This is a genomic window from Bacillus sp. 2B09, from assembly GCF_003946835.1.
Classification (GTDB): domain Bacteria; phylum Bacillota; class Bacilli; order Bacillales; family Bacillaceae; genus Bacillus; species Bacillus altitudinis.
Genome location: NZ_RPSG01000003.1, coordinates 165,537 through 192,214, shown reverse-complemented (window position 1 = coordinate 192,214; position 26,678 = coordinate 165,537). Strand labels below are relative to the sequence as shown.

Sequence of the window (26,678 nt, the reverse complement as noted above, 5' to 3'; positions counted from 1 at the left end):
AAATATCTCCATATTACAAATTAAAACATATAAAGATTGCTTCGTCAACGATAATATGAAATATTTATATATTTCATATTATCGTTTTTAAAAAAGCTCCTGAAACTATTTTGTAATTACCGTTTCTTTACTCTTCCGCACCAATTTGTTAAAGCATCATTGCGAAAATGTATCCCTATTCAATGTCATTTTTGTTACCACAAACGGCCTCAAACAGCTAATACCAAATTGCTCATGCACAATTTTAAAATCCCCAAAAACAAAATCCCGGTGTGCTTAAGGAGAAAACTCGAAATTTGTTTCTAAGCACTCTGGGGCATAAATCGATCAAAACAACAGCCGACATTTATCTAGTTATTACTGAAAAATAGAAGAAGACGAACTTCAAAGGTTCGCCGTCTACACTATTCAAATCCTTGATAAATAAAAGGTTTTTAAAATTTAACCCGATTGAACCATCCATCTCAAGCTTACGTTCTCTTGTGGTCGTGATTCCCACGTTTTATATTTGTTATCCCACACTCTCATCTGCTAGTATACTATTTTTTATGACCAATGCTGCCGTTTCACGCGGATGACTAAGAGGAAAATGATGACCATATGGAACAAAATCAACCTTACCAAGATGCGATGGAGCAGAATAGCCTTTGTCATACTCCCCCCAAATCATATGTAGATTATCCTTTGTTACTTCATTGAAATCACCGTGATCGTTTTTTAATAGTAAATGGTTAAGCTGTACCGTCGTATTTAAAATTCTAGGAGAAGTAAAGCTGTTTCTGATTTTTTCAATATAATGTTCAGGGATGCTCTCCGTCCTTTCAAACAAACCATTACTTAATAAATAACGCTCTATCATATTAGGAGTTGCCAATTTTAAAGACCATTTGTTCACCAATTGAGGAACATTTGGCGATTTAGCATTATTTTTAGCAACAGGCGGCTGAAGTAAAGTGATTGAATACTTCTTATCTATGTACCCTTGTCCCAATGCTTCCAGTAAGATAAACGCACCGAATGAATGACCAATAAGATGTGCACCATTTGTCGCTTTCTCCAATAACTTTTTCACTACATTCAAGTAGATATCTAGAAGGTTTTTCTCTCGTTTAAAAGGGGAACGTCCTAAGCCAGGAAGATCCAAGATCCATACAGGCTGACCCGTTTTTTCATGAAGTTCTTCTGCTAAAGGAGATAAATCCTCTCCATCACTCAATAAACCATGTAATAAAATAAAAGGTTTCCCCTCTCCTTGTAATTGGTAAAGGGTGTTATTTTCACATAATGTTCGTTTAAAAAAATGATGATGCTGGACGTTTTGATGCATCATTCGATAATCCAGATCAGCTACTACGGCAGGTAAAAACTTTATGACACTCGTCTTCTTGAACCAATCTCCTCCCATCATTTTTTTCGTTGAAGCATTTGAAAATGTTCTTTTTGTCATAAAATTCAGTCCATCAGAAGGAATGTTTGTTATTTTACTGACTCCACTTTTCATTATTGTTTTCATAAGCGGCATTGGGACAGAGATTTTTGGTGCTCTCATATTCATACTTTCCGACATCGCACTTAATAATTCGGCAATGTTCTGATCGTGCTGTTTGTCTTCAACAAGTGTATATGTTTGAATAGCCGGCTGTTCGATCCTGAGAACCTGCACAATAAACTTCGCAAACTCATCGTTTGAAATCAGTGGCAGCCTATATCCCTTACCTCCAGGAATCACTGGCATGAGCCCTCTTCGCATACTCGTCACAAGCAAACCTAATCCTGCTATCTGCTCTGTACTCCCTGTTTTACTACTGCCGACGACAGTTGGCGGATTGATGATAGACAGCGGATAACCTAATGCTGATGCCTGTTGACGGATATAAAGGTCTGCTAAAAATTTTGTTCTCTCATATGGATTTTTGATGTTCAAATAATGGTTTCCTTCTTTAAACACATCAATGGCAATCTTGCTATTTTCATCATCAAAGGGGCTCATATAACCGACAACATGAATAAATCGCTGCAAGCCCTTCAATTGATGAATACTTTTAGCTAATTCACCAATGTATTTGGCGCCATTTAAAAAGACGGAAGCTGCCTCTTTACTGGTTGCTTGAATATCCATGGGTCCTCCTGCGTGAATCAGCACATCCGTTTTCAACACCATCTCCATATCTTTAGCACTTAGACCTAAATCCATTTTCGTCAAATCACCTTCAATAAAGTGCATCACTTCCTGTTTTAAAATGCCTCTTTCTTGAAAAATACGTGTTGCTTTACTTTTCGACCTCACTAAAAGAAGAATGTTCACATCCTCTTTGGCTAATTCTTCGACTAATTGCTTTCCGATAAACCCTGTTCCACCCGTTAAAAATACTGTTTTCATGTGAAATCTCCTTTTTAGTACTATTCAGTACTAATTTGATGTAAAAAAAATGCTTCTTTATCGAAGCAAGTTAAATAAATGATCTGCTGTTTTTGTGATGACAGTGGCATCCTTCAATGTTTCTGAAATAAATAACGCTCCTTCAAGATTTGTCATAAAAAGTGATGCCACTTCATCAATATGAATCGTCTTTCTGAATTCTCCATTCTCTACCCCTTGTTTTAGTAACAGAGAAACTTTCTTTTGTAATCCTGTAAAAAAAAGACCTATTTTTTCTTTTATTTGTGTGGCCTGTGCAGGACTTTGAATATAAAGAGTAATAAATGGACAGCCGCCCTTATACTCTCTCGACTGAACGCCTTGTGATAATTGCTTTAAAAACATTTGGGTACGATCTTCAACTGAAAATTGAGTCTGAGACATTACGTCGTCTATTGCAGCTTGATACATATCAATCCAATAATCAACGACCCCTTCTAATAATTCCTCCTTATTAGAAAAGTGATAGTACACATTAGACTTTGACACTTTGCTTACACGAACTAATTCATCCATACTTGTATAAGCAAACCCTTTTTCTAAAAATAAAGTTGCAGCTACTTCAAGTACACGTTTTTGATTCATTAATTTTATCTTTGTCATAATTAGAACTATACAGTACTAAATTAAATGTGGCAAGTATTTATGATCATTTAGAAAAGAGTTTGATGAAAAAGTTTTCTCAATGCGGTCAAACGCAAATGAGGAAACAAACAATAAGAGAGTTTCTTTTAATTATAATCTTCTCCTACCATTAAAGTACTATACTTTGTTTTAAATTTCTCATACTTTCTCTCATCCTTAAATAATAAGAATGCCCCTCTGTCATCATAAATATGATAAATAAAATCTTTATTTATAAAGAATATTTCAGGATAACTACTATATTTGTCATTGAACCTCGGAGCCATACTTTTAAAATCTTGATTACATATTGCCTTGATTATTTTCTTGTACTCTATATGCTGTTTTTTTGTTTCTAAAGAATATTGAATGACTTTTCCATTCTCATCTTTATAATTTTTTACATTGAGTCTATATTTATTAATTTTTTTTGAATACTTACTATATACTCCTATCGGCCTCTGTAATGAATGCTCGCTTCGAACAATTGTGACGACAAACAATAAATCGTTCTCCCCAAAAAGTTCATCAAATATACTTATTGCAACATTATAAACCTTATTAAAATATTGAGGATTTAAATTGCCTTGATCATTAAACTGATACATTTCTTTTTCGAGTTGAATATGAAGGCTTAGAGGTAACTCGTCAAAGGAATCATTAATTAAATCAATATTGAATTCACTTTGTATATAATCTAGGTGAACCATATCTCATTCTCCTTTCATTCTTTTATGTACAATTCTTATTTTATAATTACTCGACCACTTTTATTTAGTGTAGCTATACGCTCTCCGAATTTATTCATTAATTTGTAGTAACTTCCTCCATGAGCATTCCCTTTCCCAAGATCTCTTGAAATGGATCAACCAGATGTAGGATCTTTCCACTCTTGTTTACCTTTAACCTTCTTAGTGAAAAGAAAAATTTTAACTCCAGTATCATTCAATAAAGATTTTTACATATTTTAGTCAACTTAGATGTAACCAATGAAATAGAAAAAGACGAACTTAAAAAGTTCGTCTCCTACACTAAAAGGTCTCTTGACCGGCACAAATTCGGCACGCTTCATCAACCTCTTATATCAATCATTTTCAATCCTCTGTATTAACCAATAGAACCTTCCATCTCAAACTTAATCAAACGGTTCATTTCAACGGCGTATTCCATTGGTAGTTCTTTTGTGAATGGCTCGATGAAGCCCATGACGATCATTTCTGTTGCTTCTTCTTCAGAAATTCCGCGGCTCATCAAGTAGAATAGCTGCTCTTCTGATACTTTCGATACCTTCGCTTCGTGCTCTAATGAAATGTTGTCGTTTAAGATTTCATTGTAAGGAATCGTATCAGATGTTGATTTGTTATCCATGATGAGTGTGTCACACTCGATGTTTGAGCGTGCACCCTCTGCTTTGCGTCCGAAGTGAACGATTCCGCGGTATGTGACTTTACCGCCTTGTTTGGAAATCGATTTTGATACGATCGTTGAAGATGTGTTTGGTGCAAGGTGAATCATTTTTGCACCTGCATCTTGATGCTGACCTTTACCTGCTAGGGCAATACTTAATGTCATACCACGAGCGCCTTCACCTTTTAAGATGACAGCTGGGTATTTCATTGTCAGCTTAGAACCGATGTTTCCATCAATCCATTCCATTGTTGCATTCTCTTCACATACTGTACGTTTTGTCACAAGGTTGAAGACGTTGTTTGCCCAGTTCTGAATCGTCGTATAACGGCAGTAGCCGCCTTTTTTGACGATGATTTCAACAACCGCACTGTGAAGTGAGTTTGTTGTGTAAACTGGAGCTGTACAACCTTCTACGTAATGCACGTGTGCGCCTTCATCAACGATGATCAGTGTACGTTCGAACTGACCCATGTTCTCAGAGTTGATTCGGAAGTATGCTTGAAGTGGTGTATCTACTTTTACGCCTTTTGGTACGTAGATGAATGAACCACCAGACCATACAGCCGAGTTAAGCGCAGCAAATTTGTTGTCAGTCGGAGGAATGACTTTTGCCCAGTGCTCACGGAAGATGTCTTCGTTCTCTTTTAATGCACTGTCTGTATCTTTAAACACAATGCCTAGATCTTCAAGATCTTGCTTCATGTTGTGATACACAACTTCAGATTCGTACTGAGCAGATACACCTGCTAAGTACTTTTGCTCTGCTTCTGGGATCCCAAGCTTATCAAAGGTTTGTTTGATTTCTTCTGGTACTTCATCCCAAGAACGCTCAGAGCGTTCTGATGGTTTTACGTAGTACGTAATTTCATCAAAGTTTAATGCATTTAGATCTCCGCCCCATTGTGGCATCGGCATGTTGTAAAAGTGCTCAAGAGATTTCAAACGGAAGTCGAGCATCCACTGAGGCTCTTCTTTCATACGAGAAATTTCTTCAACGATCTCTTTTGTCAGTCCGCGCTCTGAACGGAAAATGGAAACGTCTTTATCAGAAAAGCCGTATTTATATTCACCAACATCTGGCATTTTTTTAGCCATCCATTTTCACTCCAATCTTATGATTTGCCGTTATCTTCGGCAGATGCGCCTTTTTCAAGCGCCTTCCAGGATAATGTTGCACATTTGATGCGCGCCGGGAATTTTGCGACTCCCTGCAGCGCCTCAATGTCACCAAGATCAATGGAATCGTCGTATTCTTTTCCTAGCATCATATCGGAGAAAATCTGAGACATTTTCAAAGCTGTTTCAATATCTTTCCCTTTAATCGCCTGCGTCATCATAGAGGCAGATGCCATCGAAATCGAGCATCCTTCTCCTTCAAATTTCGCATCGATGACTTTTTCGTCTTCGATTTTCATCGTGAGACGAATGCGGTCACCACACGTTGGGTTGTTCATATCGACGACAATGCTGTCGTTTAACACACCTTTGTTCCTCGGATTTTTATAATGATCCATAATCACTTGTCTGTACAGTGTGTCTAAGTTTACATTAAAAGACATTCGTAAAATACTCCTTTGTCTTACGGAGCGCTGCCATGAGCTCGTCAATCTCCTCTTCTGTGTTGTACAGATAGAAGCTTGCTCTTGCAGTCGCTGATACACCAAGCCATTTCATGAGCGGCTGTGCACAGTGATGTCCAGCACGAATGGCGACACCTTCCGTATCTAGAACAGTTGAGGCATCATGAGGATGGACGTCGTCTAAGTTAAACGTCACAAGTCCAGCTCGGTGCTGCGGTCCGTAAACCGTGGCACCTTCAAGCTCCTTAAAGCGCTCAAGTGCGTAAGTCGCAAGCTGATGCTCGTAACGGCTGACTTCCTCCATACCGATGTCATTTAAGAAATCAATCGCTTTTCCGAGTCCAACTGCTCCTGCAATAATCGGTGTTCCCGCTTCAAATTTCCACGGCAGCTCTTTCCATGTAGAATCATATAGATCCACAAAGTCGATCATTTCACCGCCAAACTCAGCAGGCTCCATATTATTCAAAAGGTCCTTCTTCCCGTAAAGAACACCAATGCCAGTCGGTCCACACATTTTATGCCCAGAGAAGGCGAAAAAGTCGCAATCCAAGTCCTGAACATCAATTTGCATGTGCGGGGTGCTCTGGGCACCATCGACGACGATAATTGCACCGTGATCGTGAGCAATCTTTGCGATGTCTTTAATTGGGTTGATGGTTCCTAATACGTTTGAGACATGTGTGACAGCAACGATTTTCGTTTGATGTGTGATGGTTTGCTTCACATCTTCAAGCGACAGCGTGCCGTCTTCCTGTAACGGAATATATTTCAATGTGGCGCCAGTTGCTTTTGCTGCCTGCTGCCAAGGGATGATATTCGCATGATGTTCCATATGCGTAATGACGATCTCATCGCCTTCTTTAAGGTTTGCTCTAGCATAGCTGATTGCCACTGTGTTCAGTGCTGTTGTTGTACCTCTAGTAAAAATAATCTCCTGGACAGAAGAAGCGCCAATGAATGCTCGAACTTTTTCTCTTGCACCCTCGTATGCGTCCGTTGCTTTTGTGCCAAGGGTATGAACACCCCGGTGGACGTTCGAGTTGTAAGACCGGTAATACTCATTCATTGCATCAATGACAACTCGTGGTTTTTGAGATGTCGCTGCACTGTCCAAATACACCAAATCATGTCCGTTCACTTGCTGATGAAGGATTGGAAACTGCTCACGAACGTCTTTGATATTCATTATTTTACTTTCCTTTCAATCACAGAAACGAGCTGCTTTTTAACTCCTTCAATCGGCAGTTCTTTGACGACTGGATTTAAGAAGCCATAAATGACAAGTCTTTCTGCATCTTCTTTGGAAATCCCACGGCTCATGAGGTAATAGAGTTGAATTGGATCCACACGCCCAACAGACGCAGCGTGTCCTGCTGTTACATCATCTTCATCGATTAAAAGAATTGGGTTAGCGTCACCGCGTGCTTTCTCACTCAGCATGAGAACACGAGATTCTTGCTCTGCATTTGACTTCGTTGCGCCATGCTCGATTTTACCAATTCCGTTAAAGATAGAGGATGCTTGATCCTTCATGACACCATGCTTCAAGATATACCCTTCAGAGTTTTTACCGAAGTGGATGATGCTTGTTGTGAAGTTTTCCGTTTGATTCCCGCGGCCAACAACAACTGATTTCGTATCTCCGAATGTACCGTCGCCCATAAGCTTTGTGATGTTTTCAGACACAACGTCTCCATCATTCATCAGACCAAGCGCCCATTCGATTTTACTGTCACGACCATTTGCCATACCACGTCTATTCACATAGACTGTCACACCTTCTGCAAGGTTATCCACTGCACCGTAAGTGACGCGGGCATTTGCACCTGTGAAGACTTCAGACACGATATTGAAGATCGCTTCTTCTGGTGTTGCCGTACTGATGTAGTTTTCGACATATGTCACAGCACTATGATCGTCTGCTACAACGATGACATGGTTGAACAACGTTGTTTCGTCATTTTCATGAAGATAAACGGCTTGAATTGGTGCTTCAAGCTCTACGTTTTTCGGTACATAGAGGAAAGCTCCGCCATTCACTAAAGCAGCATGTAGAGCTGTTAGTTTGTGCTCATCCACTTTCACTGCATCAGTCATGAAATATTTCTTCACTAGGTCTCCATGTTCGCGAATCGCAGTATGGATATCAGTGAAGATCACGCCTTTGTCTTTTGCTTCAGTAGAAAGAGACAAGTATGCTGGCGTTTGATCACGCTGAATGTAGACTGTCTTATCTGTGTCCTCTAAATCAATAAGAGACTTCACTTCTTCAGGAAGCTCTTCTAAAGATCCAAATGGCGCACTTTCGACTGTATGCTGTTTGAAATTGGTTAAATTCCATTTAGAAATATTCGTTTTGTCAGGCTTTGGCATTGGAAGGTCTTCTGCTTTTTCAAGAGCCTGTAAGCGAAGGGAACTCATCCATGCCGGTTCCTGATGCTTCTCGGAGAAGCTTTTGACATAATCTTGATCTACTGATAATTTCGTTTCTAATGTCATCAATAATCCTCCTAACGCTTACGCTTCTTGACCAACAGTTTCGTCTTCAATTCCTAACTCTTTTTTAATCCAGTCATAACCTTCTGCTTCTAGACGCTGCGCGAGTTCTGGTCCGCCAGATTTCACAATACGTCCTTGCATCATAACATGAACGTGATCTGGTGTGATGTAGTTCAATAAACGCTGATAGTGAGTGATCATTAAGCAGCCGAAGCTTTCGCCGCGCATTTTATTAATTCCTTTAGAAACAACTTTCAGCGCATCGATATCAAGACCAGAATCGATTTCGTCAAGGATGGCGATTTTTGGTTCAATCATCATTAATTGAAGAATTTCGTTACGTTTTTTCTCCCCGCCTGAGAAACCTTCGTTTAGGTAGCGTTGTGCCATATCTGGGTCCATTTCAAGGAATTCCATGTTTTCGTCCATTTTGCGGATGAATTTCATGAGAGAGATTTCATCGCCTTCTTCTCTGCGTGCGTTAATAGCCGAACGAAGGAAGTCTGCATTTGTCACACCACTAATTTCAGATGGATATTGCATTGCAAGGAAAAGACCCGCTTGAGCGCGCTCATCTACTTCCATTTCAAGAACATCTTCGCCATCAAGCAAGATGCTGCCTTTTGTCACTTCATACTTAGGGTGGCCCATGATAGCAGCAGATAAAGTAGATTTACCTGTACCGTTTGGTCCCATTACTGCGTGGAATTCTCCACCTTTTATTTCTAGGTTTACACCTTTTAAGATTTCTTTCCCTTCAATCTCAACGTGCAAGTCCTTAATTGTTAATGTCGAAGCAGTCATATATCGATACCTCCAAAATAATCATTATTCTCAATTTATTCTCATTCTAATTTTATAACAAATTAAAAGTGAATACAACACATTCACGACAAGCGTGAGAGGATGCTCTCAAAATTCTAACAAAAAATACAGGTAGATAAAAGGATTTATGTCGAAAAGACTGTTTTCATAAAGAAAGGACGGGAAACTATTCTCCCCGCCCCTTAGCTATCAATAGCCTCGTATATTCATTTTTGCGAGCTGTCTTTTCTCATCTCGATAGGACTGCTCTCGTTTAAGTTCTACTTTCATTCGTAAGTCATGGTCTCTTTCGTACTCTGCATAACTCATGCCATGAGATTGATGCATGGCCTTTTCCATCTCGGCGGTATAATCCAATCCCAGTGTACTCTGGTCCGAACAAATAATAAACCATTCCCTTCTTTGAGTGTAGCTTCATTGTATCAAAGACATGCGGCTTCACTCAAAAGGGATATAGCGCGCTATGCTGGCATATTTTCTCACACTAAAGGCTGAGAACGACTCAACTCCCTGAGATGGATAAATACCATCTTATCCTTCCCTTAATGCGTCTGTCCTCCAAATTCGTCAATACATTGCTGAACAACTGTGATACCTTGACTTAGCGCAGCACCGCCGCCAAACGCTGCCGCCACACTGACGACCTCCAGCAAATTCTCTTCTGTTGCGCCTTGGTCGAGCGCTCCCTTTGTATGATAGATCATGCAATATTCATCTTGTGCATGAATGCTGATGCCAAGGGCAATCATTTGTTTTTCTTTTTGTGTTAAGGAATCGCTCTGAAAGCACTGCTCCGTAAATTCATTAAATTTCTTGCCAAACACCGGCATTTTCTTCTGAAATTCACCCATTGCCGTTTTATAATCCGTCAGTGATTGTTGCATCGATCCGCTCATATGTTGTTCATTCATCTTCATTCCATCCCTTCAAGTCATTTGTTCGTTTTTATTATGAGCGAGATTTGAAAAAATACACAAAAAAACCTCGCTTTGATGAAAGCGAGGTTGCAGATTATTGACAAAGGGCTAAAATGATCTTTATTTTAGCCCTTTGTCTTCTTTTTTCAGCGTGATAGAAAACCTTTGCAGTCTAGGAAGGGCGAGAACCGGAGCAGAGCGAATTTGACATTCGTGAGCACCGGAGCGCAGACCTGACAACGAATGCGAGGGTTTGTCTACACGTTGAAACCTCGCTTTCATGAAGCGAGGTTTACAAGTTGTTATTCAGATACAGGCAATACTGCACCATCATACTTTTTGTCGATGAATTCTTTGATTTTATCAGAGTGAAGAACTTCCATTAATACCTTGATCTTCTCTGATTTTTCGTCACCTTTGCGAACAGCGACGATGTTTGCATACGGGTTGTTTTTCGTTTGCTCAAGTTCGATTGAATCTTTTTTCGGATTCAATTTATTTTGGATCGCATAGTTAACGTTAATAAATACAGCGTCGCCTTCACTGTTTTCATAAGCTTTCGCTGTTAGTTCAGGAGCGATTTTTTTGAATTTTAGGTTCTTCGGGTTTTCTTTGATGTTTTTGACTGTTGCGTTGATTGTATCTACTTTTGGATCAAGCTTGATCACACCAGCATTTTGTAATAGGGCAAGCATACGTCCTTGCTCAGCTACGTTGTTTGTCATGATGATCGTGCCGCCGTTTGGAATATCTTTTACTGATTTGTATTTCTTAGAGTAGATACCGAAAGGCTCAAGGTGAACGGCACCAGCACTCACTAAGTTGTAATCTTTGTTTGATTTATTTTCTTCGTTTAAGTAAGGGATATGTTGGAAAAAGTTCGCATCCACTTCTTTTTCAGCTAATGCTTTGTTGTACATTTTATAATCGCTCAGTACTTTCACTTTTAGATCGTAGCCTTTTTCTTTTAGAAGTGGTTTTGCTTCTTCAAGAATCTCGGCATGTGGTGTTTTTGAAGCGGCAACCGTGATGGTTTTGTTATCGCTTGCGTTATTTGATGAACCGCAAGCAGCTAAAATGCCTGCAAATGCTAGAAATAGTGCACTTAAAATCAATTTCTTCATGAATAATTCCTCCCTTAACGTTTATCAATTTTATTTGTAATCAAATCACCGATTATTTGAATGATAAAGACGATGATCAGAATAAACACAGTAGCTACAAGTGTGACATCTGTATTACCAGATTGGTATCCTTCCACATAAGCAAGGTCACCAAGTCCGCCTGCTCCAATTGCTCCTGCAATCGCAGTAGAGCCAATCAGAGCAATCGCTGTTACAGTAATTCCTGAAATAAGGGCTGGCAGTGATTCTGGAAGCAATACTTTGAAAATAATGGTCGACGTTTTTGCTCCCATAGATCGTGCAGCTTCAATGACTCCTTTGTCTACTTCACGCAGTGCAATTTCAACAAGACGTGCGTAGAAAGGAGCTGAGCCAATGACAAGAGCTGGTAATGCTGCATTTGGGCCTAAAATTGTATGCATTAAAAATTTCGTAAACCCTAGTAAAAGAATAATTAAAATGATAAAAGGAATCGATCTGAAAATGTTGACGATTGCGCCGATGACAGCATTGATCGGTTTATTTTCCCAAAGACCGCCTTTTCCTGTAAGAAAGAGCAGTAGGCCAAGAATAATACCGATCACAAAGGCAAATGCCAATGAAATGAGTGTCATATACACCGTTTCACCCGTCGCGTTCCAAATAACCTCTAGATCAACGTTCGGAAACCATTTCTCAAACATGTGTCATCACCTCGATTTCAACCTGTTTGCTTTGGATATAGGCGATGGCTTTTTCAACTTCGTTCTCGTCTCCATTAATATGGATAAAGAGTGTTCCAAACGCGCCTTCCTGCGTTTGAGAAATCTTTCCTTGCAGGATGTTCACATCGACCTTGAAGGATCGAATGATTTCCGTGATCAACGGCTGTTCGGCAGAATCTCCGATAAAGGACAACCGAACGACCTGACCTTCTTTTACTCTCTCTAGGACGTGCTCGATTGTTTCTTTCGCTTCCTCTGGTTCCGCAAGCTGTTTCACAAATCGCTTCGTCATTTCTTCCTTCGGCTGTCTGAAGACGCGCAATACTTCGCCTTCTTCGACAATACGTCCATTTTCCATGACTGCGACGCGATGACAAATTTTGCGAATGACGTGCATTTCGTGTGTGATGAGCACAATCGTGAGCCCTAGTCGTTTATTAATATCTGCCAAAAGCTCAAGGATTGAATCGGTCGTTTGCGGATCTAGCGCAGATGTCGCTTCGTCACATAGAAGAACCTTTGGATCATTCGCTAATGCTCTCGCAATGCCGACACGCTGTTTTTGCCCGCCGCTGAGCTGAGACGGATATGCATTTTCTTTTCCTTCTAAACCGACCAATTTAATCAGTTCGTTTGCACGAGCTCTCCGCTTTGATGTTGGTACACCTGCGATCTCGAGCGGAAACATAATATTTTGTCTCACTGTTCTTGACCAGAGCAAGTTAAAGTGCTGGAAAATCATGCTGATTTCTTGTCTTGCTTTCCGAAGTTTCGCATTCGATACTTCATTGATTCGGTTGCCTGCCACTTCAACGATTCCTTCTGTTGGCAGCTCCAGACCGTTTAATAGGCGAATCAGGGAGCTTTTCCCTGCGCCGCTATACCCGATAATTCCGAATATTTCACCTTTATCGATATCCAAGTTGACGTCTTTCACGGCATCAACATTTCCGCTTTTTGAATGATACGTTTTTGATACATTCTGTAAATGGATCACAGTCTGTTCACCTGCTTTCTTGCTGAATCTATAGGTTGCCATCACATACGTTCATTTATTCTTCCGACTGTTATGACGCTGGCCTGACGTAAGTTCAGTAAAAAAGACCTAACTGCAACGCAAGCAGAAAGGCCTTTTATATCAAATACGCCTTTCTCTCATCTTTCAAAGCGTTGCGGCTTTGAGTGAATTGGCACCAATTTCAGCTATGCTGACGGTTGCCGGGTTTCATAGGGCACGTCCCTCCACCTCTCTTAATAAGAGAAAATATGTTGTTTTATGTGATGTTCATGTTTTTACTAACGTAGAATATCATGCTATCTGAGATATGTCAACGCTGTAAATCGCTAATTTCCAAGTAAACGACTACGTTATCATTTTTCGAAAAAAACCGTTCGTCAGCCAAAGTACTGCTTCTAGTCGAAGAAGCGCTCGAAATGAGCCCTTCACTTTCACTTGTCCTCTGCTGATCAGCTGCTGTAAGGACATGTCTCCATCTAATAATTGCAAAATCTCTTTTCGCTCACCATAAAAGATGAGATCCGATAACTCAATTGCAGGTAGTTTCTTCACTTCACCACGTTCATCCACAATCAATGTACAAGAGTCCGTTTCCGCCTCAAATGTAATCTTCAAGGATGATGATGAGAGCAACGGCTTTAACAATAATCGCTGCCCTGCACTTCCATGGGCTTTCACATTTTCCACATGTATAACCTCCCTGTCATTTGGTTATACATAACATTTCTCTACAAACATCGGCTTGTCCTTTATAAATAGCTCGACAAATTTTCAAATGAATTGCTTGAAATATGACAAAAAACCGCTTTATTTAGCGGTTTCAATCATTTCGTGAAGATATGGAACGGAGTGAAAGGCATAGCCTTTTTGCACGATTTCACCCTTTTTAAACAGGAGAAAGCAAGGGACACTTTCGATCTCAAATGCTTTCGCAAAACTTGGCGAGTAATTTAAGTTATTCTCATAAAAAGGAACTTCCGGCTGCATAGCATCAACCACTGCCAGCATCTTCTTTGCCAGCTGGCATGTTCCGCAAAATGGTGTATATAAGTACAAAAGAAATAAATCGTCCTCTATCTCCTTGAATTCATGCTCTTCAATCTCTTTCATATACGTCACCCTTATAAATATTTCGAATGAACATCAATGTTTGCAGCTAATAGAATAGATGCAATATGGGCTGACGGTGAAGCGGCCACTTCGCGATACGTTCTGTCGACAAAAAGATGCAGTGCTTCAGGGAATTCTTTTCGAAATTGCTTCCGCAGTTTGTCGCCAGCATCGTCACTGTCTGCTAATATGTAAACGTCTTTCCCGAATAAATCGTCCACAAGCTGATCCAACTTCGATGTACTGATCGTGCCATTGGTGCAAATGATGGTAACAGGTTCACTTATGACTTCTTTTAGCTTCTGTTTATCTGATTTACCTTCTACAATGATGACCTTTTCTATCTCGACATTCATCACGATCACCCGGCCCTTTTGACGTTGATTCACTTCTTCCTTAGATTACAATCTTTCATTCAGGTTGTAAAGATTGGGCAATTGATCAACAAAAAGACTGCAGCACTCACTGCAGCCTTATCTGTGATCAGCACCAGCCATTTTCATCGTCACAGTCTACATATTTTTCAGTCCCATGGGTCAATGTATCTGACAGACGATAAAAACGGTTTTGATCGTAGGAATAACCTGATTTTAATTCATATTGATTTTCACTAATCATCGTACCAATCTCTTCGTTTTGATGGTAAAGCACCATGCCACTCTCTTTGAATCGTCCAGTGACATGCTCTGTTATATCCACCTGTTCTTTTTGAAAAGACAAATTGGACACCCCCCATAAAAGTAGAGTGTCCAATTTCACATGAATTAGTCTTCTTTTGTCATTTCTTCATATTGCTCAGCAGTCATTAAGTTCTCGATTTCAGATGCATCCGCTGGCTCTACTACGATCATCCAAGCTTTTTCGTATGGAGAGTCGTTGACGAACTCTGGGCTGTCATCAAGCTCATCGTTTACTTCAACGATTGTGCCGTTAATCGGTGCGTATAGTTCAGAAACTGTTTTGACTGATTCTACACTTCCGAAAGGCTCGTCCGCTGTAATTTTGTCTCCTACTTCAGGAAGCTCAACGAACACGATATCACCTAGCTCAGATTGAGCAAAATGCGTAATACCGATACGCACCTTATCTCCTTCTACTTTGACCCATTCGTGTTCTTCTGAATAACGTAAATCTTTTGGTGTGCTCATTTCATACCCCTCCAGTCTTTTCTTACAATCTATATTGAAGATACCACAATCTGAATGAAAGTTACATCATTTCCAGACGCTTTTAAATGTATCTTCATTAAATCCAACTGTCACTCGTTTGCCGTCTGTTGTAATTGGACGCTTGATTAGCATTCCGTTAGACGCAAGTAATTCAAGCTGCTCGTCCTCTGACATTGCAGGAAGTTTATCTTTCAGCTGCAGCTCTCTGTATTTCTGACCGCTCGTATTAAAAAATTTCTTCAGCTCTAAACCGCTTTTTTCGTAAAGGGCTTTTAATGTTTCTTTATCAGGCGTCTCTTCGACGATATGTATGCTGTTGATGTCTTTATTGTGTTCTTCCAGCCATTTCTTTGCTTTTCGGCATGTACCGCAAGATGGGTATTCGTAAAAATCTAAAGCCACCATTTTCACCTCCTGCAAATAGTGACAACATTTTATCACAAAATGTTTTAAAAACCTAAATGTATGCTTACAAAAAGGTGCGACATGATATCCGCACCTTTTAAGCCGTCTTATACGATATATTTCTCTGCTTCAAAGATTCGTTTCGCCACTTCGCGCTTTTTGGCGATGACATTCATTGGCGTGAATCTTGTCAGCTTGCGAAGGGCTGACAGACTCATACGGAGTGAATCTCCTTCTTCCATGGCAATCAATGATTCTTTCGCATGAGCTTCAATCTTTAAAAAGGCTTCCTGTGTGAAAATTTGTGTATACGCCAGCTTTTGTGCATTTTTTTCTGCGCCTGATGCAGCGATTGCTTTTTCCGTACGCAAGACCGCCGACTCAGCCGCAAAGAGTTCATTGACGATATCTGCTATATTCACAAGGATTTCTTGCTCTTTGTCTAATGCTTTCCCATATTTCATCGCCGCCATTCCAGATACCATTAAGGCAATCTTTTTCGCATGGGCAAGTAAGTATTTCTCTTGATCAAGCGGCTGATCACCCGGCTCTTCCGGCATCATCATCATGAGCTCTTCCTGAAGGGTTTGCGCTTTTTGAAGAAGTGGAAGCTCTCCTTTCATCGCTTTCTTCAAGAAGGTGCCTGGCACAAGCAATCGGTTAATTTCGTTCGTTCCTTCGAAAATACGGTTAATTCGTGAGTCACGATAAGCTCTTTCGACTTCGTATTCTTGCATGAAACCATATCCGCCGTGAATCTGCACACCTTCATCCACAATGTAATCGAGCGTTTCAGAGCCAAGCACTTTACAAAGAGAGCATTCAATCGCATATTCTGCAATGGATTGCGCAATTTGTTTCCCATCCTTTTGCTCCTCGTCACTTAATAGACCCATTCTTTGTTCAAATAACCCGACTGTGCGGTATACAGCACTTTCCATGGCATAGAGCTTTGCTGACATGTTGGCTGCTTTTTCGCCAATTAAGCTAAATTGAGAAATTGGTGTTTTAAACTGCTTACGCTGATTGGCATACTCTGCCGATAATTGAATGACTCGTTTTGATGCACCGATTGTCCCTACAGCCAGTTTATAGCGTCCAATGTTCAAAATGTTAAAGGCAATGACATGACCTCTGCCTGCTTCACCAAGCAAATTCTCCTTTGGCACTTCGGCATCTTCAAGGATTAACGTTCTCGTCGAGGACCCTTTAATGCCCATCTTTTTCTCTTCAGGTCCTGTTTTGACTCCAGGAAAATCCTTTTCTACGATGAAAGCAGAGAAGTGTTCACCATCAATCTTCGCATACACGACAAACACATCGGCAAATGCGGAGTTTGTGATCCATTGTTTTTCCCCATTGAGGACATAATGTGTTCCAGCTTCATTTAGGACTGCCGTTGTTTTCGCACCTAGCGCATCAGAACCTGACCCTGGCTCTGTTAGGGCATATGCCGCAATTGTTTCTCCAGAGGCGAGTCCTGGCAGGTACTTTTCCTTTTGCGCTTGATTGCCAAACAGCACGATCGGCAAAGAACCGATTCCGACATGGGCGCCGTAAGAAAGAGAGAAGCTGCCTGCTCTTGCAAATTTTTCAGTAATGATGGCTGAGCTGATTTTATCTAGCCCAAGCCCGCCAAATTCCTCAGGAACATCCGCACCAAGCAGGCCAAGCTCTCCAGCCTTTTTTAAGAGACGAACAGAATGCTCGAACTCATGATTTTCAATTTGATCGATGTGCGGAACGACATCTTGTAAAATGTAATCTTCTGTTGTTTTCCCGATCATTTGATGTTCATCAGAGAAATCCTCTGGTGTAAAGATATGCTCATAATTCGTTTCATCAATTAAGAAACTGCCACCCTTTTTTACATCTTCCATTGCTTTCATCCTGTTTTCCCCCTTTAGATCAATTCAAAAATGCCTGCTGCTCCCATGCCCCCGCCGATACACATCGTCACAATACCAAATTGTTCATTTCGCCGTTTCATTTCATGAATGAGGGACAGCGTGAGTTTCGTTCCTGTACAGCCTAGCGGATGTCCTAATGCAATGGCGCCGCCGTTGACATTTACCTTCTCTTCATCGATCCCTAAATGACGAATGACTTGAATCGCCTGAGAAGCAAATGCTTCATTTAATTCAAACAGCCCGATGTCCTTCAGCTCTAGACCAGCAATTTTCAGTGCACGCGGAATGGCTTCAACCGGCCCAATTCCCATGACTTCAGGTGGTACACCACCAACTGCAAACGCCCTGAACTTGGCGAGCGGCTGAAGAGAAAGAGAAGATGCTTTTTCGCGATCCATCATCATGACACATGCCGCTCCATCACTCGTCTGCGAAGAGTTTCCTGCAGTCACTGTGCCTTTTGTTGAGAAGGCAGGTCGTAACGTTGAGAGAACCTCCTCTGTTGTGCCCGCTCTGACACCTTCATCTTGTGAGAACGTAAATTGGCGTTCTTCTAGTTGATACTGCTCTCCTACTCGTCTTTCTGTCACATCAACGGGAACAATTTCATCTGAAAATTTCCCTCCTTGAAGTGCCTTTGCTGCCTTTTGATGGCTCCTCACCGCAAAAGCATCTTGATCTTGCCTTGTGACCTGATACTTTTGCGCCACTTGCTCCGCTGTGTGGCCCATGCTCATATAGTATTCAGGCGCTTGCTCTGCCAAAAGAGCGTTTGGACGAATGGAGTGACCCATCATTGGGACTTGCGACATCGATTCGACGCCTCCGGCCAAAATGGTTTCTGCCTGCCCAAGCATAATTCGTTCACCTGCATAAGCAATTGACTGCAGACCAGAAGAGCAATAGCGGTTAATGGTAATAGCAGGTACTGTATATGGCAAACCTGCTAATGCCCCGATATTCCGGGCCACATTCAGCCCTTGCTCTGCTTCTGGTGTCGCACATCCGATGATTAAATCATCGATTGTTCCATCATAATCACCGGCACGCTTTAGCGTTTCTTTTACACACAATGCGCCCATATCATCAGGTCTGACATGTTTTAATGATCCTTTTTTGGCTTTCCCTACTGGTGTTCTTGCGCCAGCTACAATCACTGCTTCTCTCATTTTGACTCCCCCCTAGTTACGTAAAGGTTTTCCTTTAACGAGCATGTGCTGCATGCGTGCCTGAGATTTGACTTCCCCTACAAGACTTAAAAAGGCTTCTCTTTCAAGCTCTAATAAGTATTGTTCATCCACCTCTGTACCAAATGGCAATTTGCCGCCAGAAATGACATGTGCTAGTTTTTTCGCAATGGTCATGTCATGGTCTGAAATGTATCCAGACAATCTCATGTTTTCAGCAGCCAGCACCATTGCTGCGTAGCCTGTTTCCCCCATCACGGGCACCTTTTGCTTCAGAGGTGCACGATAACCCGCTTCATCAAGAGAAAGAACGAGTTGTTTCGCATCATGGATTAAATGATCACCATTCATGCTGATCCGGTCATTCACTCGGAGCATCTTCATATCACGCGCTTCCTCTGCTGATGTAGATACCTTTGCCATCGCAATGGCTTCAAAGGTTTGTAGCGTAGCATCTTGGATCGCAGTTGCTGATGGCTTTTCCGCTCCTTGCAGATGGCGAATATAGAGTTCTTTGTTTCCGCCTCCGCCCGGTATGAGTCCGACCCCCGCTTCGACAAGCCCCATATACGTTTCACTGGACGCTTGGATAGCGGCTGCTGGTAGACAAAGCTCCGTCCCTCCGCCAAGTGTCATACCAAATGGTGCAGCCACAACTGGACGGTCACTATACTTCACCTTCATCATCGCCTGCTGGAACCTGCGAATGACAAAATCAATTTCAAAGAAGTTGTCGTCCTGTGCTTCCATTAAAATTAAGGCGAGATTCGCACCAACACAGAAGTTCTTTCCTTGGTTACCGATGACCAGCCCTTTATAATTCTTTTCCGTTTCATCTACAGCACGATTGATCATATCAATGACATCAAGCCCAATGGCATTACTTTTCGAATGAAATTCAAGCAAGACAACATCATCCCCGATATCGATCAAGCTTGCACCTGTATTTTTAAAAATGACATCGTGTTTCTTTTTCAATCTAGCTAACGACATATTCTTGTCGTTTCCCTTTTCCTGTTCATAAGCACCATTCTGATAAAATGCACGGTCTCCTTCGGCATTTTCTTGATAGAATGTGTCATGTCCTTGTGAAAGCATATCTCGCACCCAGGTCGGGATGCTGTGCCCTTCCGCTTCCATTCGACTGACGGCTTTTTTCACGCCAATCGCATCCCACAGCTCGAACGGGCCATGCTGCCAGCCAAATCCCCATTTCATGGCGTTATCGATGGACTGAATATCATCCGCAATGTCGCCTTTTAGTTGAGCTGAATAAAGAAGAACAGGTGCGGTCATATTCCAAAGCAATTGCCCAGCACGGCCGTCTTGATAAATAAGCGCTTTCAATTTCGCTTTTGTCCCCTTTTGCTGCTTGGCAATGTCAATGCCCGGATCCTTCAGCTTTGTCCGTTCTCCGTATGTGAGTGTGACAGGATCAAGCTCTAAAATGCTCTTTCCGTTTTTTTGATAAAATCCTTGCCCTGCTTTGCTGCCGATCCACCCTTTTTCGAGCATTCTTTCCATAAACTCAGGCAGCTGAAAAATATCTTTTTCCTTTCCTTCTACCTGTTCATACACATTGCGGGCTACATGAGAAAATGTGTCGAGTCCCACCACATCAAGTGTGCGGAAGGTCGCACTTTTCGGTCTGCCAATGAGTGGACCTGTAACAGAATCGACCTCTCCGATCGTGTATTTGTTCTCAAGCATTTCACGCACTGTGACAAGAAGCCCATAAGTGCCAATTCGGTTGGCAATAAAGTTCGGTGTATCTTTTGCTTCGACCACACCCTTGCCAAGTACATCTTCACCAAATGTTTTCATATATGAGAGTACTTCTGGATCTGTTTCTTGAATAGGAATTACTTCTAACAGCTTTAAATAACGAGCTGGGTTAAAAAAGTGAGTGCCTAAAAAGTGGCGTTTAAAATCAGCTGATCGGCCTTCTGCCATTTTTTCAACAGAAATACCGGATGTATTGCTGGATACGATGCTGCCTTCTTTGCGGTGTTCGTCGATGAGAGAGAATACGTGTTGTTTAATGCTGAGCTTTTCAGTGACGACTTCAATGATCCAGTCAGCATCGTGTAATAAGGAAAGGTGATCTGTGAGATTTCCGGGTGTGATGTATGATAGGTTTTTGGCTGAAGTAAGAGGTGCTGGCTTTTGCTTTAACAATTTTTTCATTGCGTCTTGGCTTAATCTATTCCGAACACTAGGGTGATCAAGCGTTAGCTTTTTTGCCGTTTCTTCCTTTGTCAGTTCATGTGGCACAATATCTAGCAATGTTACTGGTATCCCGATATTGGCTAGATGTGCAGCAATGCCTGAGCCCATGACACCTGAACCAATGACAGCCGCCTTGCGAATATGTTTGCCCATAAATATCCCCCTAAACATTTTGAATGAACAGTCATTCATTTTTTGTCCAAAAAAAAGCAATGCCTCTTTCTTTATCTTAAAAGATTTTCCGAAACAGTTCAATAGCAGATTTCAAAAATTTACACATTCTCATGCGTCTTTCTTTACAGCGTATGAATTAAAGACGAGGGGGAATTGTAAGAATGGAGGTGATGTCCACATGTCTCGTTTGCAAAAGAACCCATCAAAAGCAGGCGTAAGTGCTGCAAGTGTGAAAGGAAACGCAGGTCCATCACAAGAAGCAGACCTAGGTGGTAAAAAGACCAGTCAAAATCAGCAATATAAAAAGAAATCGTAAGGAGGAACACAACTTGAACAACCAGCAAATGAATATGCCCCCACAGGTAATTTCAGTAAAGGATTCCTTGTACCTAGAGGATATGCTGAACTGGAATTTGATCGCGATGAAAAAGGCCCACTTTATGGCCGAGCATTGTCAGGATCAAACATTGAAACAAGAACTCAATCAAGTTGGTCAAATGCACCATCAGCATTACACACAAATACTTCAACATTTAGGCAGCTCAGGGCAAGGCCAGTCTTCTGGCTTTATGCAATAGGAGGTAACAGACATGGAACAGCAAAACCAACAAAAAATCGGGAATCCACAAACGCCGGTTCCAACAACGACAAACATGAACGATCGCGACTTTGTCACAGACCTTTTGTCGACTGAAAAATATATGACAAGCGGATATAACACAGCGCTCAATGAATTCAGCCATGAATCTCTTTACCAAGATATTCAGCGAATTGCGCTCGAAACACAAAAAGCGCAAAGACATTTATATGATGTCATGTTCAAATATGGCTGGTACTCTGTCGAAGCTGCTGACCAGCAGAAGCTTCAGCAAGCACATCAGAAGTTCCAGCAAACACTGACAGATCAATCACCGTACGGATCATCACCCATGTCATAAAGAAAAACTGCCAGCTCGTACTGGCAGTTTTTTAACGGTCTTTATTGGCACGATGAGCTTCATTTAATTGCTTGATCCGCTGAATCGTTTCTTTGATGTCTTCTTTTGCCTCTGGATACGTGTCATTAAAATGCTTGGCTAAAGGCGGCATGCTTTTGGCAATATGAGAATAGATGATCCACTGCGAGACATCTCTTTTCAGTTCCTCATTCGTTTCACCAAGCAGCAGCTCTGTATATTTATCAAGCAGGCCTTCGAGCTTTTCATCTAATTCATTTCCCATTTGTATTCCGCTCCTTTTTTCAGAAAAAAGCCTGACTCTGCGTGTAACAGATGTCAGGCTTTTCACATACGATTATCTTGCAGCAAGAAATGTCTCAGCTTGTGCCTGTTGGACAATACAGCGTCCTCTGCCGTGCGGAATACATAACGGTGTTCCGAATAAAGGATCTGTTGTTACTTGGCAGTTCATATCAAAGACATTTTTCACAAGATCACAGTTAATGACAGTTTCCGGTCTTCCTTCTGCATAAATTGACTTGTCTTTAATGGCCACAAGGTGATGCGCATATCTGCAAGCGAGATTGAGGTCATGCAGAACCATGACAATCGTGCGCTGCTCTTTTTCATTTAAATCAAAAAGAAGATCCAGGATTTCAATTTGGTGCGTCATGTCTAAATACGTTGTTGGCTCATCTAATAGAATAATATCCGTCTCCTGTGCCAATGTCATCGCAATCCATGCACGCTGCCTTTGTCCACCTGATAATGAATCAACCGTTCGATCAGCAAGGTCTTCCATCTTCGTTGATTTCAGTGCGCGATTTACCGCTTCTTCATCTTGCTTTGACCATTGCTTCAGCCAATTTTGATAAGGATATCGCCCTTGCTTGACGAGTTGATGTACCGTTAATCCTTCTGGCGCTTCTGGCCCTTGCGGAAGAATGGCGAGCTGTTTCGCCACTTCCTTTGTTGGTAATTTGGCAATGGAATGACCTTCAAGCAGGACAGAACCACCCATTGGCTTCATGAGACGGGCCAAAGAGCGAAGTAGCGTGGATTTACCGCATCCATTGCTGCCAATAAATACTGTGATTTCACCCTTAGGGATTGACACATTTAGTTCGTCTATGATCATTGTTTCTCCGTAACCTAAGCTTAAACCTTCAGTAGAAATGGCACTCATTCCGCTCAAACGCTCCTTTTCTCATCCAAATTTTTTATATTGAATATCGTCTATGTAGACGTCAAAGATCACTTATCTCAATTTAGTGTATCAGATTTAAGTGATCTTGAAAATCATTTTCAATTAAAAAATGAGAAAGTCTCGTTTACTTTTTCTTTTCGAATGCACGTTTTGTTCCATCTTCGAGCTTGATATCGACTCGTATCCGCTGATAATCATCATCTAAATTAAAAGCAGATAATAATTCATTGACATATGTTTCATTCAGCTTTGCACTAGGAATCGACATATCATTGAGCTTCATCTTCATTTCACGTAAAGCTTCTTCCCCTTCATAGCGGACACCATTCATATGATCTCGAATCAGTGCTTCTTCTCTTCCACCAGCTTGACGATAGGTAGCTTCATATAATTCGCTTTTTTGTCCATATTGTACGTGCAATTGCAAATGCTGAAATGGCAGTTCCTTCATTTGAACAGCTGACAGACTTTCAGCTTCTGCTTCATGTGGATGTTGTATTGGTTCGATTGAACGACAGCCAGACAGCATAAAGAACAGCACTCCTAGCAGTCCCGCCTTCTTCCAGCACATCATGTATTTCCTCCTATTTCATAGCATCGTTTTTTATTCTTCTCCAAGCCCCTTTTCGTTATTCAATAAAACAGCAGACTATGGTAGATTAAAACAAAAAGGAGAACCGGATGATGAATAAAACAGCCATTGTGACTGGTGCCAACAGCGGTTTCGGAAAGCTCATCACATTGCGTCTTGCTCAGCAAGGGTACACTGTGATTGCTGGCGTAAGACAGGAAACCAATGCGAAAAAGCTTGCCGAAGAAGTAAAGAACGCCGCTTTATCCGAATCGATACATATTGAAGCATTAGATGTGACAGATACACAGTCCATTCAAGCATTTCAGAAAAGGCTTAATGCCTATGCTCCGATTCACCTGCTTGTGAACAATGCGGGAACGGCCTATGCTGGTTTTGCTGAAGAGGTGCCTGTTGATCAGTACCGAGAGCAATTTGAAGTGAATGTCTTTGGTGTGATGGAAATGACACAAGCAGTCCTTCCGTTGATGACGAGCGGTGCAAAAATATTGAATATGAGCAGTATCAGCGGACTCATGGGAATGCCCGCACTCTCTCCATATGTATCGTCAAAGTTTGCGCTAGAGGGCTATACAGAGAGTTTGCGAATTGAGCTGGCTGCGTTTGGCATTCAAGCCGCTTTGATTGAGCCGGGTTCTTTCCAAACGAACATTTGGAACACCTCCATGAATGAGCAAATGACACCACCCGCAGCAGGTTCTAAATACACAACTATTTATGAAAACATGATGGCCTATATAGAGGCGCAAAAAAACAACTATGGTGATCCCGGCGAAGTTGCAGAGCTTGTGGTTTCGCTTGCAGAGAAGAAGCGGCTAAAGAAGCTAAGGTATCTTGTCGGGAAAGGTGTTCGGCTTTCATTCATAGCAAAGCAGCTCCTGCCTTGGAATGTATGGGAAAACATTATTTTACGGACACTATCCTCAAAAAAATAGGCACAAAAAAACAGGTGGATCGATTATCCACCTGTCAGCGTGTAGACAAACCCTCGCATTCTTTGTCAGTCCTGCGTGCTGGTGCTCACGAATGTGAAATTCGCTCCGCGCCAGTACTCGTCCTTCCTAGACTGCAAAGGCTTTCTATCACGCTGAAAAAAAGAAGACAAAGGGCTAAAATCAAGTTCATTTTAGCCCTTTGTCAACAATCTAACAGGTGGATCGTTTATCCACCTGTTTTCTTTTATTCGTTATCAGACTGCCCAAGGGTAATATCAAGATTTTTGTTCTTTCCATCACGAATGACAGTCATAGTCGTTTTATCGCCAATTTTTGTTTCTTTATAAAGGATTTCTTTCAGCTGTGAGCTGTTCGCTACATCTTTTCCTTTGAACTTGATGATGACATCTCCAGACTTCAAGCCTGCTTTTTGTGCAGGAGATCCTTTTGAAACATCTTTTACATAAATGCCTTTACCGATTTGTTTATCAAATAGGCCAAGTGTATTTTCCTGATACGTTTCAGGCACTTGCTCAAGGTCAATCATTTGTACACCAAGGTAAGGACGTTCGACTTTTCCATTTTTCAACAGCTGATCTACGATCGGTTTTACATCGTTACTTGGGATCGCAAATCCGAGTGATTCTACTCCGCTTTCGCTAATTTTCAAACTGTTGATGCCGATGACTTGACCGTCTGTATTGATCAGCGGACCGCCACTGTTTCCAGGGTTAATGGCTGCATCTGTTTGAAGCACATTCATCTCAACAGTTCCAGATGATGTATTGGCTTCAACGGTACGATCGAGACCACTAATAATCCCTTCTGTTACTGTACCAGAGAACTGCGCACCAAGCGGGTTCCCGATTGCGATGACTTTGTCTCCAGCACGAAGCTTAGAAGAATCTCCAAAGCTTGCAACTTTATCAATGCCGTCAGCATTTATTTCCACGACAGCTAAATCTGTCATTACGTCACTGCCGACAAGCTTCGCATCTTTTGTTTTTCCATCGTATAGTGTGACCTTTAATTTATTGGCACCCTCGACTACATGGTTATTTGTGATAATGTATGCTTTTTTGCCATCTTTTTTGAAGATGACACCAGAACCCGTTCCAGCTTCTGCTTCAGTTGAATCACCGCTAAGACCGAACGAGTTTTGTGTAGATTGATAGTTTGAAACCCCTACAATCGTCGGCTCTAAATCTTCTACCATATCAGCAACATTCGTCGCATTGGTGATTTGTTTTGTTGAGAAATTTTCAGATGAAGCCGGTTCGCTTGATGCTGTTTGGGTTTGAGTGTTTGCCGCTGTATCTTGTGACTGCGGTAAAAGCGGTGTAATGCCAAGCACAAGACCGCCTCCAATAATCCCTCCAAGAATAGGACTCAGCCATGCAGCCTTTCGTTTTTTCTCCTTTTTAGACGAACGGTCATCAATCACTTGAGGAGACCCGTTTGACACCCTCTCCTGAGAGGCAGATGCTTCGTTTTCATGATGGTGAAAAACGAGTTCTTTCTCTTTTTCTGGTTCTTCTATTTGTTTCTCATTCTCTTGATGTGTGTGTTCTTGATCATTCATCTTTTTCTCTTCATCTTCTCTTCGGAAATCCATCGCTTGCACTCCTTTGCATCATTTTCATGAAATGCTTCATTCATATGTCTAGACAGGACTCATGTCCTCTTAATGGCAATATCA

Annotated in this window: 30 protein-coding genes and 1 riboswitch; of the genes, 4 read left to right on the top strand and 26 right to left on the bottom strand. The window is 41.5% G+C overall.

Going from position 1 to position 26,678, the window contains the following annotated elements; all coding sequences use genetic code 11:
- Positions 1 to 511: 511 nt before the first annotated feature.
- From EBQ12_RS08480 to EBQ12_RS08375, 22 genes are all read right to left on the bottom strand, one after another.
- Positions 512 to 2,380, bottom strand: coding sequence for an alpha/beta fold hydrolase (locus EBQ12_RS08480; RefSeq protein ID WP_060832630.1), 1,869 nt, complete (start codon positions 2,378 to 2,380; stop codon positions 512 to 514).
- Positions 2,381 to 2,437: 57 nt separating this feature from the next.
- Entirely contained in the window at positions 2,438 to 3,004 is a 567-nt protein-coding gene (locus EBQ12_RS08475) for a TetR/AcrR family transcriptional regulator (protein WP_017359293.1), read from the bottom strand.
- Between the two features lie 146 nt (positions 3,005 to 3,150).
- A complete protein-coding gene (locus tag EBQ12_RS08470; protein WP_074041908.1) occupies positions 3,151 to 3,753 on the bottom strand; it encodes a DUF3885 domain-containing protein in 603 nt (200 codons plus the stop codon).
- Positions 3,754 to 4,150: 397 nt separating this feature from the next.
- On the bottom strand, positions 4,151 to 5,548 hold the full coding sequence (gene sufB / locus EBQ12_RS08460) for a Fe-S cluster assembly protein SufB (RefSeq protein WP_007500362.1): 1,398 nt from the start codon (positions 5,546 to 5,548) through the stop codon (positions 4,151 to 4,153).
- A 17-nt stretch (positions 5,549 to 5,565) separates the two neighbouring features.
- The gene (sufU, locus tag EBQ12_RS08455; RefSeq protein WP_008347017.1) at positions 5,566 to 6,012 is read right to left on the bottom strand and encodes a Fe-S cluster assembly sulfur transfer protein SufU; all 447 of its coding nucleotides are present in this window, start codon (positions 6,010 to 6,012) and stop codon (positions 5,566 to 5,568) included.
- The gene (locus EBQ12_RS08450) at positions 6,002 to 7,222 is read right to left on the bottom strand and encodes a cysteine desulfurase (protein ID WP_007500359.1); all 1,221 of its coding nucleotides are present in this window, start codon (positions 7,220 to 7,222) and stop codon (positions 6,002 to 6,004) included. The genes sufU and EBQ12_RS08450 overlap by 11 nt, the downstream gene beginning before the upstream one ends.
- Complete coding sequence (gene sufD / locus EBQ12_RS08445; protein WP_008347022.1) at positions 7,222 to 8,535, bottom strand: Fe-S cluster assembly protein SufD; 1,314 nt, start codon at positions 8,533 to 8,535, stop codon at positions 7,222 to 7,224. The genes EBQ12_RS08450 and sufD overlap by 1 nt, the downstream gene beginning before the upstream one ends.
- Positions 8,536 to 8,553: 18 nt before the next feature.
- Complete coding sequence (gene sufC / locus EBQ12_RS08440) at positions 8,554 to 9,339, bottom strand: Fe-S cluster assembly ATPase SufC (protein ID WP_007500355.1); 786 nt, start codon at positions 9,337 to 9,339, stop codon at positions 8,554 to 8,556.
- 210 nt (positions 9,340 to 9,549) lie between these two features.
- Positions 9,550 to 9,687: a YuzK family famiily protein gene (locus EBQ12_RS19340; RefSeq protein ID WP_008356693.1), complete on the bottom strand. Its 138-nt coding sequence runs from the start codon at positions 9,685 to 9,687 to the stop codon at positions 9,550 to 9,552.
- Between the two features lie 215 nt (positions 9,688 to 9,902).
- On the bottom strand, positions 9,903 to 10,271 hold the full coding sequence (locus EBQ12_RS08435; RefSeq protein ID WP_003212803.1) for a carboxymuconolactone decarboxylase family protein: 369 nt from the start codon (positions 10,269 to 10,271) through the stop codon (positions 9,903 to 9,905).
- Between the two features lie 308 nt (positions 10,272 to 10,579).
- Positions 10,580 to 11,401 carry a methionine ABC transporter substrate-binding lipoprotein MetQ gene (gene metQ / locus EBQ12_RS08430; protein ID WP_007500351.1) on the bottom strand — a complete coding sequence of 274 codons (822 nt, stop codon included), beginning with the start codon at positions 11,399 to 11,401 and terminating at the stop codon, positions 10,580 to 10,582.
- A 14-nt stretch (positions 11,402 to 11,415) separates the two neighbouring features.
- A complete protein-coding gene (locus EBQ12_RS08425; RefSeq protein WP_048003326.1) occupies positions 11,416 to 12,084 on the bottom strand; it encodes a methionine ABC transporter permease in 669 nt (222 codons plus the stop codon).
- Positions 12,077 to 13,102 (bottom strand): methionine ABC transporter ATP-binding protein, encoded by a 1,026-nt coding sequence (locus EBQ12_RS08420; protein ID WP_024719778.1) that lies wholly within the window; start codon positions 13,100 to 13,102, stop codon positions 12,077 to 12,079. Before EBQ12_RS08420 ends, EBQ12_RS08425 begins: the two co-directional genes overlap by 8 nt.
- Before the next feature lie 155 nt (positions 13,103 to 13,257).
- A riboswitch (SAM riboswitch) is annotated at positions 13,258 to 13,366 on the bottom strand.
- A gap of 102 nt (positions 13,367 to 13,468) precedes the next feature.
- Positions 13,469 to 13,810, bottom strand: coding sequence for an SCP2 sterol-binding domain-containing protein (locus tag EBQ12_RS08415; RefSeq protein ID WP_008347033.1), 342 nt, complete (start codon positions 13,808 to 13,810; stop codon positions 13,469 to 13,471).
- A gap of 120 nt (positions 13,811 to 13,930) precedes the next feature.
- Complete coding sequence (locus tag EBQ12_RS08410; RefSeq protein WP_007500346.1) at positions 13,931 to 14,233, bottom strand: thioredoxin family protein; 303 nt, start codon at positions 14,231 to 14,233, stop codon at positions 13,931 to 13,933.
- 11 nt (positions 14,234 to 14,244) lie between these two features.
- Positions 14,245 to 14,589 (bottom strand): toprim domain-containing protein, encoded by a 345-nt coding sequence (locus EBQ12_RS08405; RefSeq protein ID WP_008347035.1) that lies wholly within the window; start codon positions 14,587 to 14,589, stop codon positions 14,245 to 14,247.
- A 127-nt stretch (positions 14,590 to 14,716) separates the two neighbouring features.
- Positions 14,717 to 14,953: a YusG family protein gene (locus EBQ12_RS08400; RefSeq protein WP_008347037.1), complete on the bottom strand. Its 237-nt coding sequence runs from the start codon at positions 14,951 to 14,953 to the stop codon at positions 14,717 to 14,719.
- 44 nt (positions 14,954 to 14,997) lie between these two features.
- A complete protein-coding gene (gene gcvH, locus EBQ12_RS08395) occupies positions 14,998 to 15,381 on the bottom strand; it encodes a glycine cleavage system protein GcvH (protein ID WP_008347039.1) in 384 nt (127 codons plus the stop codon).
- Positions 15,382 to 15,447: 66 nt separating this feature from the next.
- Positions 15,448 to 15,804 carry an arsenate reductase family protein gene (locus EBQ12_RS08390; RefSeq protein WP_008356673.1) on the bottom strand — a complete coding sequence of 119 codons (357 nt, stop codon included), beginning with the start codon at positions 15,802 to 15,804 and terminating at the stop codon, positions 15,448 to 15,450.
- 110 nt (positions 15,805 to 15,914) lie between these two features.
- On the bottom strand, positions 15,915 to 17,696 hold the full coding sequence (locus tag EBQ12_RS08385) for an acyl-CoA dehydrogenase family protein (RefSeq protein WP_025207945.1): 1,782 nt from the start codon (positions 17,694 to 17,696) through the stop codon (positions 15,915 to 15,917).
- 14 nt (positions 17,697 to 17,710) lie between these two features.
- Entirely contained in the window at positions 17,711 to 18,886 is a 1,176-nt protein-coding gene (locus tag EBQ12_RS08380) for an acetyl-CoA C-acetyltransferase (RefSeq protein WP_060832631.1), read from the bottom strand.
- 12 nt (positions 18,887 to 18,898) lie between these two features.
- Positions 18,899 to 21,286, bottom strand: a complete 2,388-nt coding sequence (locus EBQ12_RS08375; protein ID WP_125589691.1) for a 3-hydroxyacyl-CoA dehydrogenase/enoyl-CoA hydratase family protein — start codon at positions 21,284 to 21,286, stop codon at positions 18,899 to 18,901.
- 199 nt (positions 21,287 to 21,485) lie between these two features.
- On the opposite strand from EBQ12_RS08375, the gene EBQ12_RS08370 reads away from it, so the two are divergent.
- Genes EBQ12_RS08370 through EBQ12_RS08360 form a run of 3 tightly spaced genes read left to right on the top strand, consistent with a single transcriptional unit; the run spans position 21,486 to position 22,245 of the window.
- A complete protein-coding gene (locus EBQ12_RS08370) occupies positions 21,486 to 21,623 on the top strand; it encodes a YuzL family protein (RefSeq protein WP_008347049.1) in 138 nt (45 codons plus the stop codon).
- Positions 21,624 to 21,651: 28 nt separating this feature from the next.
- Complete coding sequence (locus EBQ12_RS08365; RefSeq protein ID WP_234833634.1) at positions 21,652 to 21,885, top strand: hypothetical protein; 234 nt, start codon at positions 21,652 to 21,654, stop codon at positions 21,883 to 21,885.
- 12 nt (positions 21,886 to 21,897) lie between these two features.
- Positions 21,898 to 22,245 (top strand): spore coat protein, encoded by a 348-nt coding sequence (locus tag EBQ12_RS08360; protein ID WP_017359283.1) that lies wholly within the window; start codon positions 21,898 to 21,900, stop codon positions 22,243 to 22,245.
- A gap of 31 nt (positions 22,246 to 22,276) precedes the next feature.
- On the opposite strand, the gene EBQ12_RS08355 is transcribed toward EBQ12_RS08360, so the two are convergent.
- The 3 genes from EBQ12_RS08355 to EBQ12_RS08345 all read right to left on the bottom strand — a co-directional run bounded on the left by EBQ12_RS08355 (position 22,277) and on the right by EBQ12_RS08345 (position 24,023).
- Complete coding sequence (locus EBQ12_RS08355; protein ID WP_017359282.1) at positions 22,277 to 22,528, bottom strand: YusU family protein; 252 nt, start codon at positions 22,526 to 22,528, stop codon at positions 22,277 to 22,279.
- A 72-nt stretch (positions 22,529 to 22,600) separates the two neighbouring features.
- On the bottom strand, positions 22,601 to 23,431 hold the full coding sequence (locus tag EBQ12_RS08350) for an ABC transporter ATP-binding protein (RefSeq protein ID WP_008347057.1): 831 nt from the start codon (positions 23,429 to 23,431) through the stop codon (positions 22,601 to 22,603).
- Between the two features lie 145 nt (positions 23,432 to 23,576).
- Complete coding sequence (locus EBQ12_RS08345) at positions 23,577 to 24,023, bottom strand: YusW family protein (protein WP_171465740.1); 447 nt, start codon at positions 24,021 to 24,023, stop codon at positions 23,577 to 23,579.
- 113 nt (positions 24,024 to 24,136) lie between these two features.
- Between EBQ12_RS08345 and EBQ12_RS08340 the strand changes: the two genes are divergently transcribed.
- On the top strand, positions 24,137 to 24,979 hold the full coding sequence (locus EBQ12_RS08340; RefSeq protein ID WP_125589689.1) for an oxidoreductase: 843 nt from the start codon (positions 24,137 to 24,139) through the stop codon (positions 24,977 to 24,979).
- A gap of 244 nt (positions 24,980 to 25,223) precedes the next feature.
- Here the strand turns inward: EBQ12_RS08340 and EBQ12_RS08330 are convergent, their stop codons facing one another.
- Entirely contained in the window at positions 25,224 to 26,594 is a 1,371-nt protein-coding gene (locus EBQ12_RS08330) for a S1C family serine protease (protein WP_017368023.1), read from the bottom strand.
- Positions 26,595 to 26,678: the final 84 nt, after the last annotated feature.

What these genes read in the sequence shown, in the direction of transcription:
- EBQ12_RS08480 (WP_060832630.1), bottom strand. Translation starts at nt 2,380, where the DNA reads ATGAAAACAGTATTTTTAACGGGTGGAACAGGGTTTATCGGAAAGCAA.
- EBQ12_RS08475 (WP_017359293.1), bottom strand. Translation starts at nt 3,004, where the DNA reads ATGAATCAAAAACGTGTACTTGAAGTAGCTGCAACTTTATTTTTAGAA.
- EBQ12_RS08470 (WP_074041908.1), bottom strand. Translation starts at nt 3,753, where the DNA reads ATGGTTCACCTAGATTATATACAAAGTGAATTCAATATTGATTTAATT.
- sufB (WP_007500362.1), bottom strand. Translation starts at nt 5,548, where the DNA reads ATGGCTAAAAAAATGCCAGATGTTGGTGAATATAAATACGGCTTTTCT.
- sufU (WP_008347017.1), bottom strand. Translation starts at nt 6,012, where the DNA reads ATGTCTTTTAATGTAAACTTAGACACACTGTACAGACAAGTGATTATG.
- EBQ12_RS08450 (WP_007500359.1), bottom strand. Translation starts at nt 7,222, where the DNA reads ATGAATATCAAAGACGTTCGTGAGCAGTTTCCAATCCTTCATCAGCAA.
- sufD (WP_008347022.1), bottom strand. Translation starts at nt 8,535, where the DNA reads ATGACATTAGAAACGAAATTATCAGTAGATCAAGATTATGTCAAAAGC.
- sufC (WP_007500355.1), bottom strand. Translation starts at nt 9,339, where the DNA reads ATGACTGCTTCGACATTAACAATTAAGGACTTGCACGTTGAGATTGAA.
- EBQ12_RS19340 (WP_008356693.1), bottom strand. Translation starts at nt 9,687, where the DNA reads ATGCATCAATCTCATGGCATGAGTTATGCAGAGTACGAAAGAGACCAT.
- EBQ12_RS08435 (WP_003212803.1), bottom strand. Translation starts at nt 10,271, where the DNA reads ATGAATGAACAACATATGAGCGGATCGATGCAACAATCACTGACGGAT.
- metQ (WP_007500351.1), bottom strand. Translation starts at nt 11,401, where the DNA reads ATGAAGAAATTGATTTTAAGTGCACTATTTCTAGCATTTGCAGGCATT.
- EBQ12_RS08425 (WP_048003326.1), bottom strand. Translation starts at nt 12,084, where the DNA reads ATGTTTGAGAAATGGTTTCCGAACGTTGATCTAGAGGTTATTTGGAAC.
- EBQ12_RS08410 (WP_007500346.1), bottom strand. Translation starts at nt 14,233, where the DNA reads ATGAAAGAGATTGAAGAGCATGAATTCAAGGAGATAGAGGACGATTTA.
- EBQ12_RS08405 (WP_008347035.1), bottom strand. Translation starts at nt 14,589, where the DNA reads ATGAATGTCGAGATAGAAAAGGTCATCATTGTAGAAGGTAAATCAGAT.
- gcvH (WP_008347039.1), bottom strand. Translation starts at nt 15,381, where the DNA reads ATGAGCACACCAAAAGATTTACGTTATTCAGAAGAACACGAATGGGTC.
- EBQ12_RS08385 (WP_025207945.1), bottom strand. Translation starts at nt 17,696, where the DNA reads ATGAAAGCAATGGAAGATGTAAAAAAGGGTGGCAGTTTCTTAATTGAT.
- EBQ12_RS08380 (WP_060832631.1), bottom strand. Translation starts at nt 18,886, where the DNA reads ATGAGAGAAGCAGTGATTGTAGCTGGCGCAAGAACACCAGTAGGGAAA.
- EBQ12_RS08375 (WP_125589691.1), bottom strand. Translation starts at nt 21,286, where the DNA reads ATGGGCAAACATATTCGCAAGGCGGCTGTCATTGGTTCAGGTGTCATG.
- EBQ12_RS08370 (WP_008347049.1), top strand. Translation starts at nt 21,486, where the DNA reads ATGTCTCGTTTGCAAAAGAACCCATCAAAAGCAGGCGTAAGTGCTGCA.
- EBQ12_RS08365 (WP_234833634.1), top strand. Translation starts at nt 21,652, where the DNA reads ATGAATATGCCCCCACAGGTAATTTCAGTAAAGGATTCCTTGTACCTA.
- EBQ12_RS08360 (WP_017359283.1), top strand. Translation starts at nt 21,898, where the DNA reads ATGGAACAGCAAAACCAACAAAAAATCGGGAATCCACAAACGCCGGTT.
- EBQ12_RS08355 (WP_017359282.1), bottom strand. Translation starts at nt 22,528, where the DNA reads ATGGGAAATGAATTAGATGAAAAGCTCGAAGGCCTGCTTGATAAATAT.
- EBQ12_RS08350 (WP_008347057.1), bottom strand. Translation starts at nt 23,431, where the DNA reads ATGAGTGCCATTTCTACTGAAGGTTTAAGCTTAGGTTACGGAGAAACA.
- EBQ12_RS08345 (WP_171465740.1), bottom strand. Translation starts at nt 24,023, where the DNA reads ATGTGCTGGAAGAAGGCGGGACTGCTAGGAGTGCTGTTCTTTATGCTG.
- EBQ12_RS08340 (WP_125589689.1), top strand. Translation starts at nt 24,137, where the DNA reads ATGAATAAAACAGCCATTGTGACTGGTGCCAACAGCGGTTTCGGAAAG.
- EBQ12_RS08330 (WP_017368023.1), bottom strand. Translation starts at nt 26,594, where the DNA reads ATGGATTTCCGAAGAGAAGATGAAGAGAAAAAGATGAATGATCAAGAA.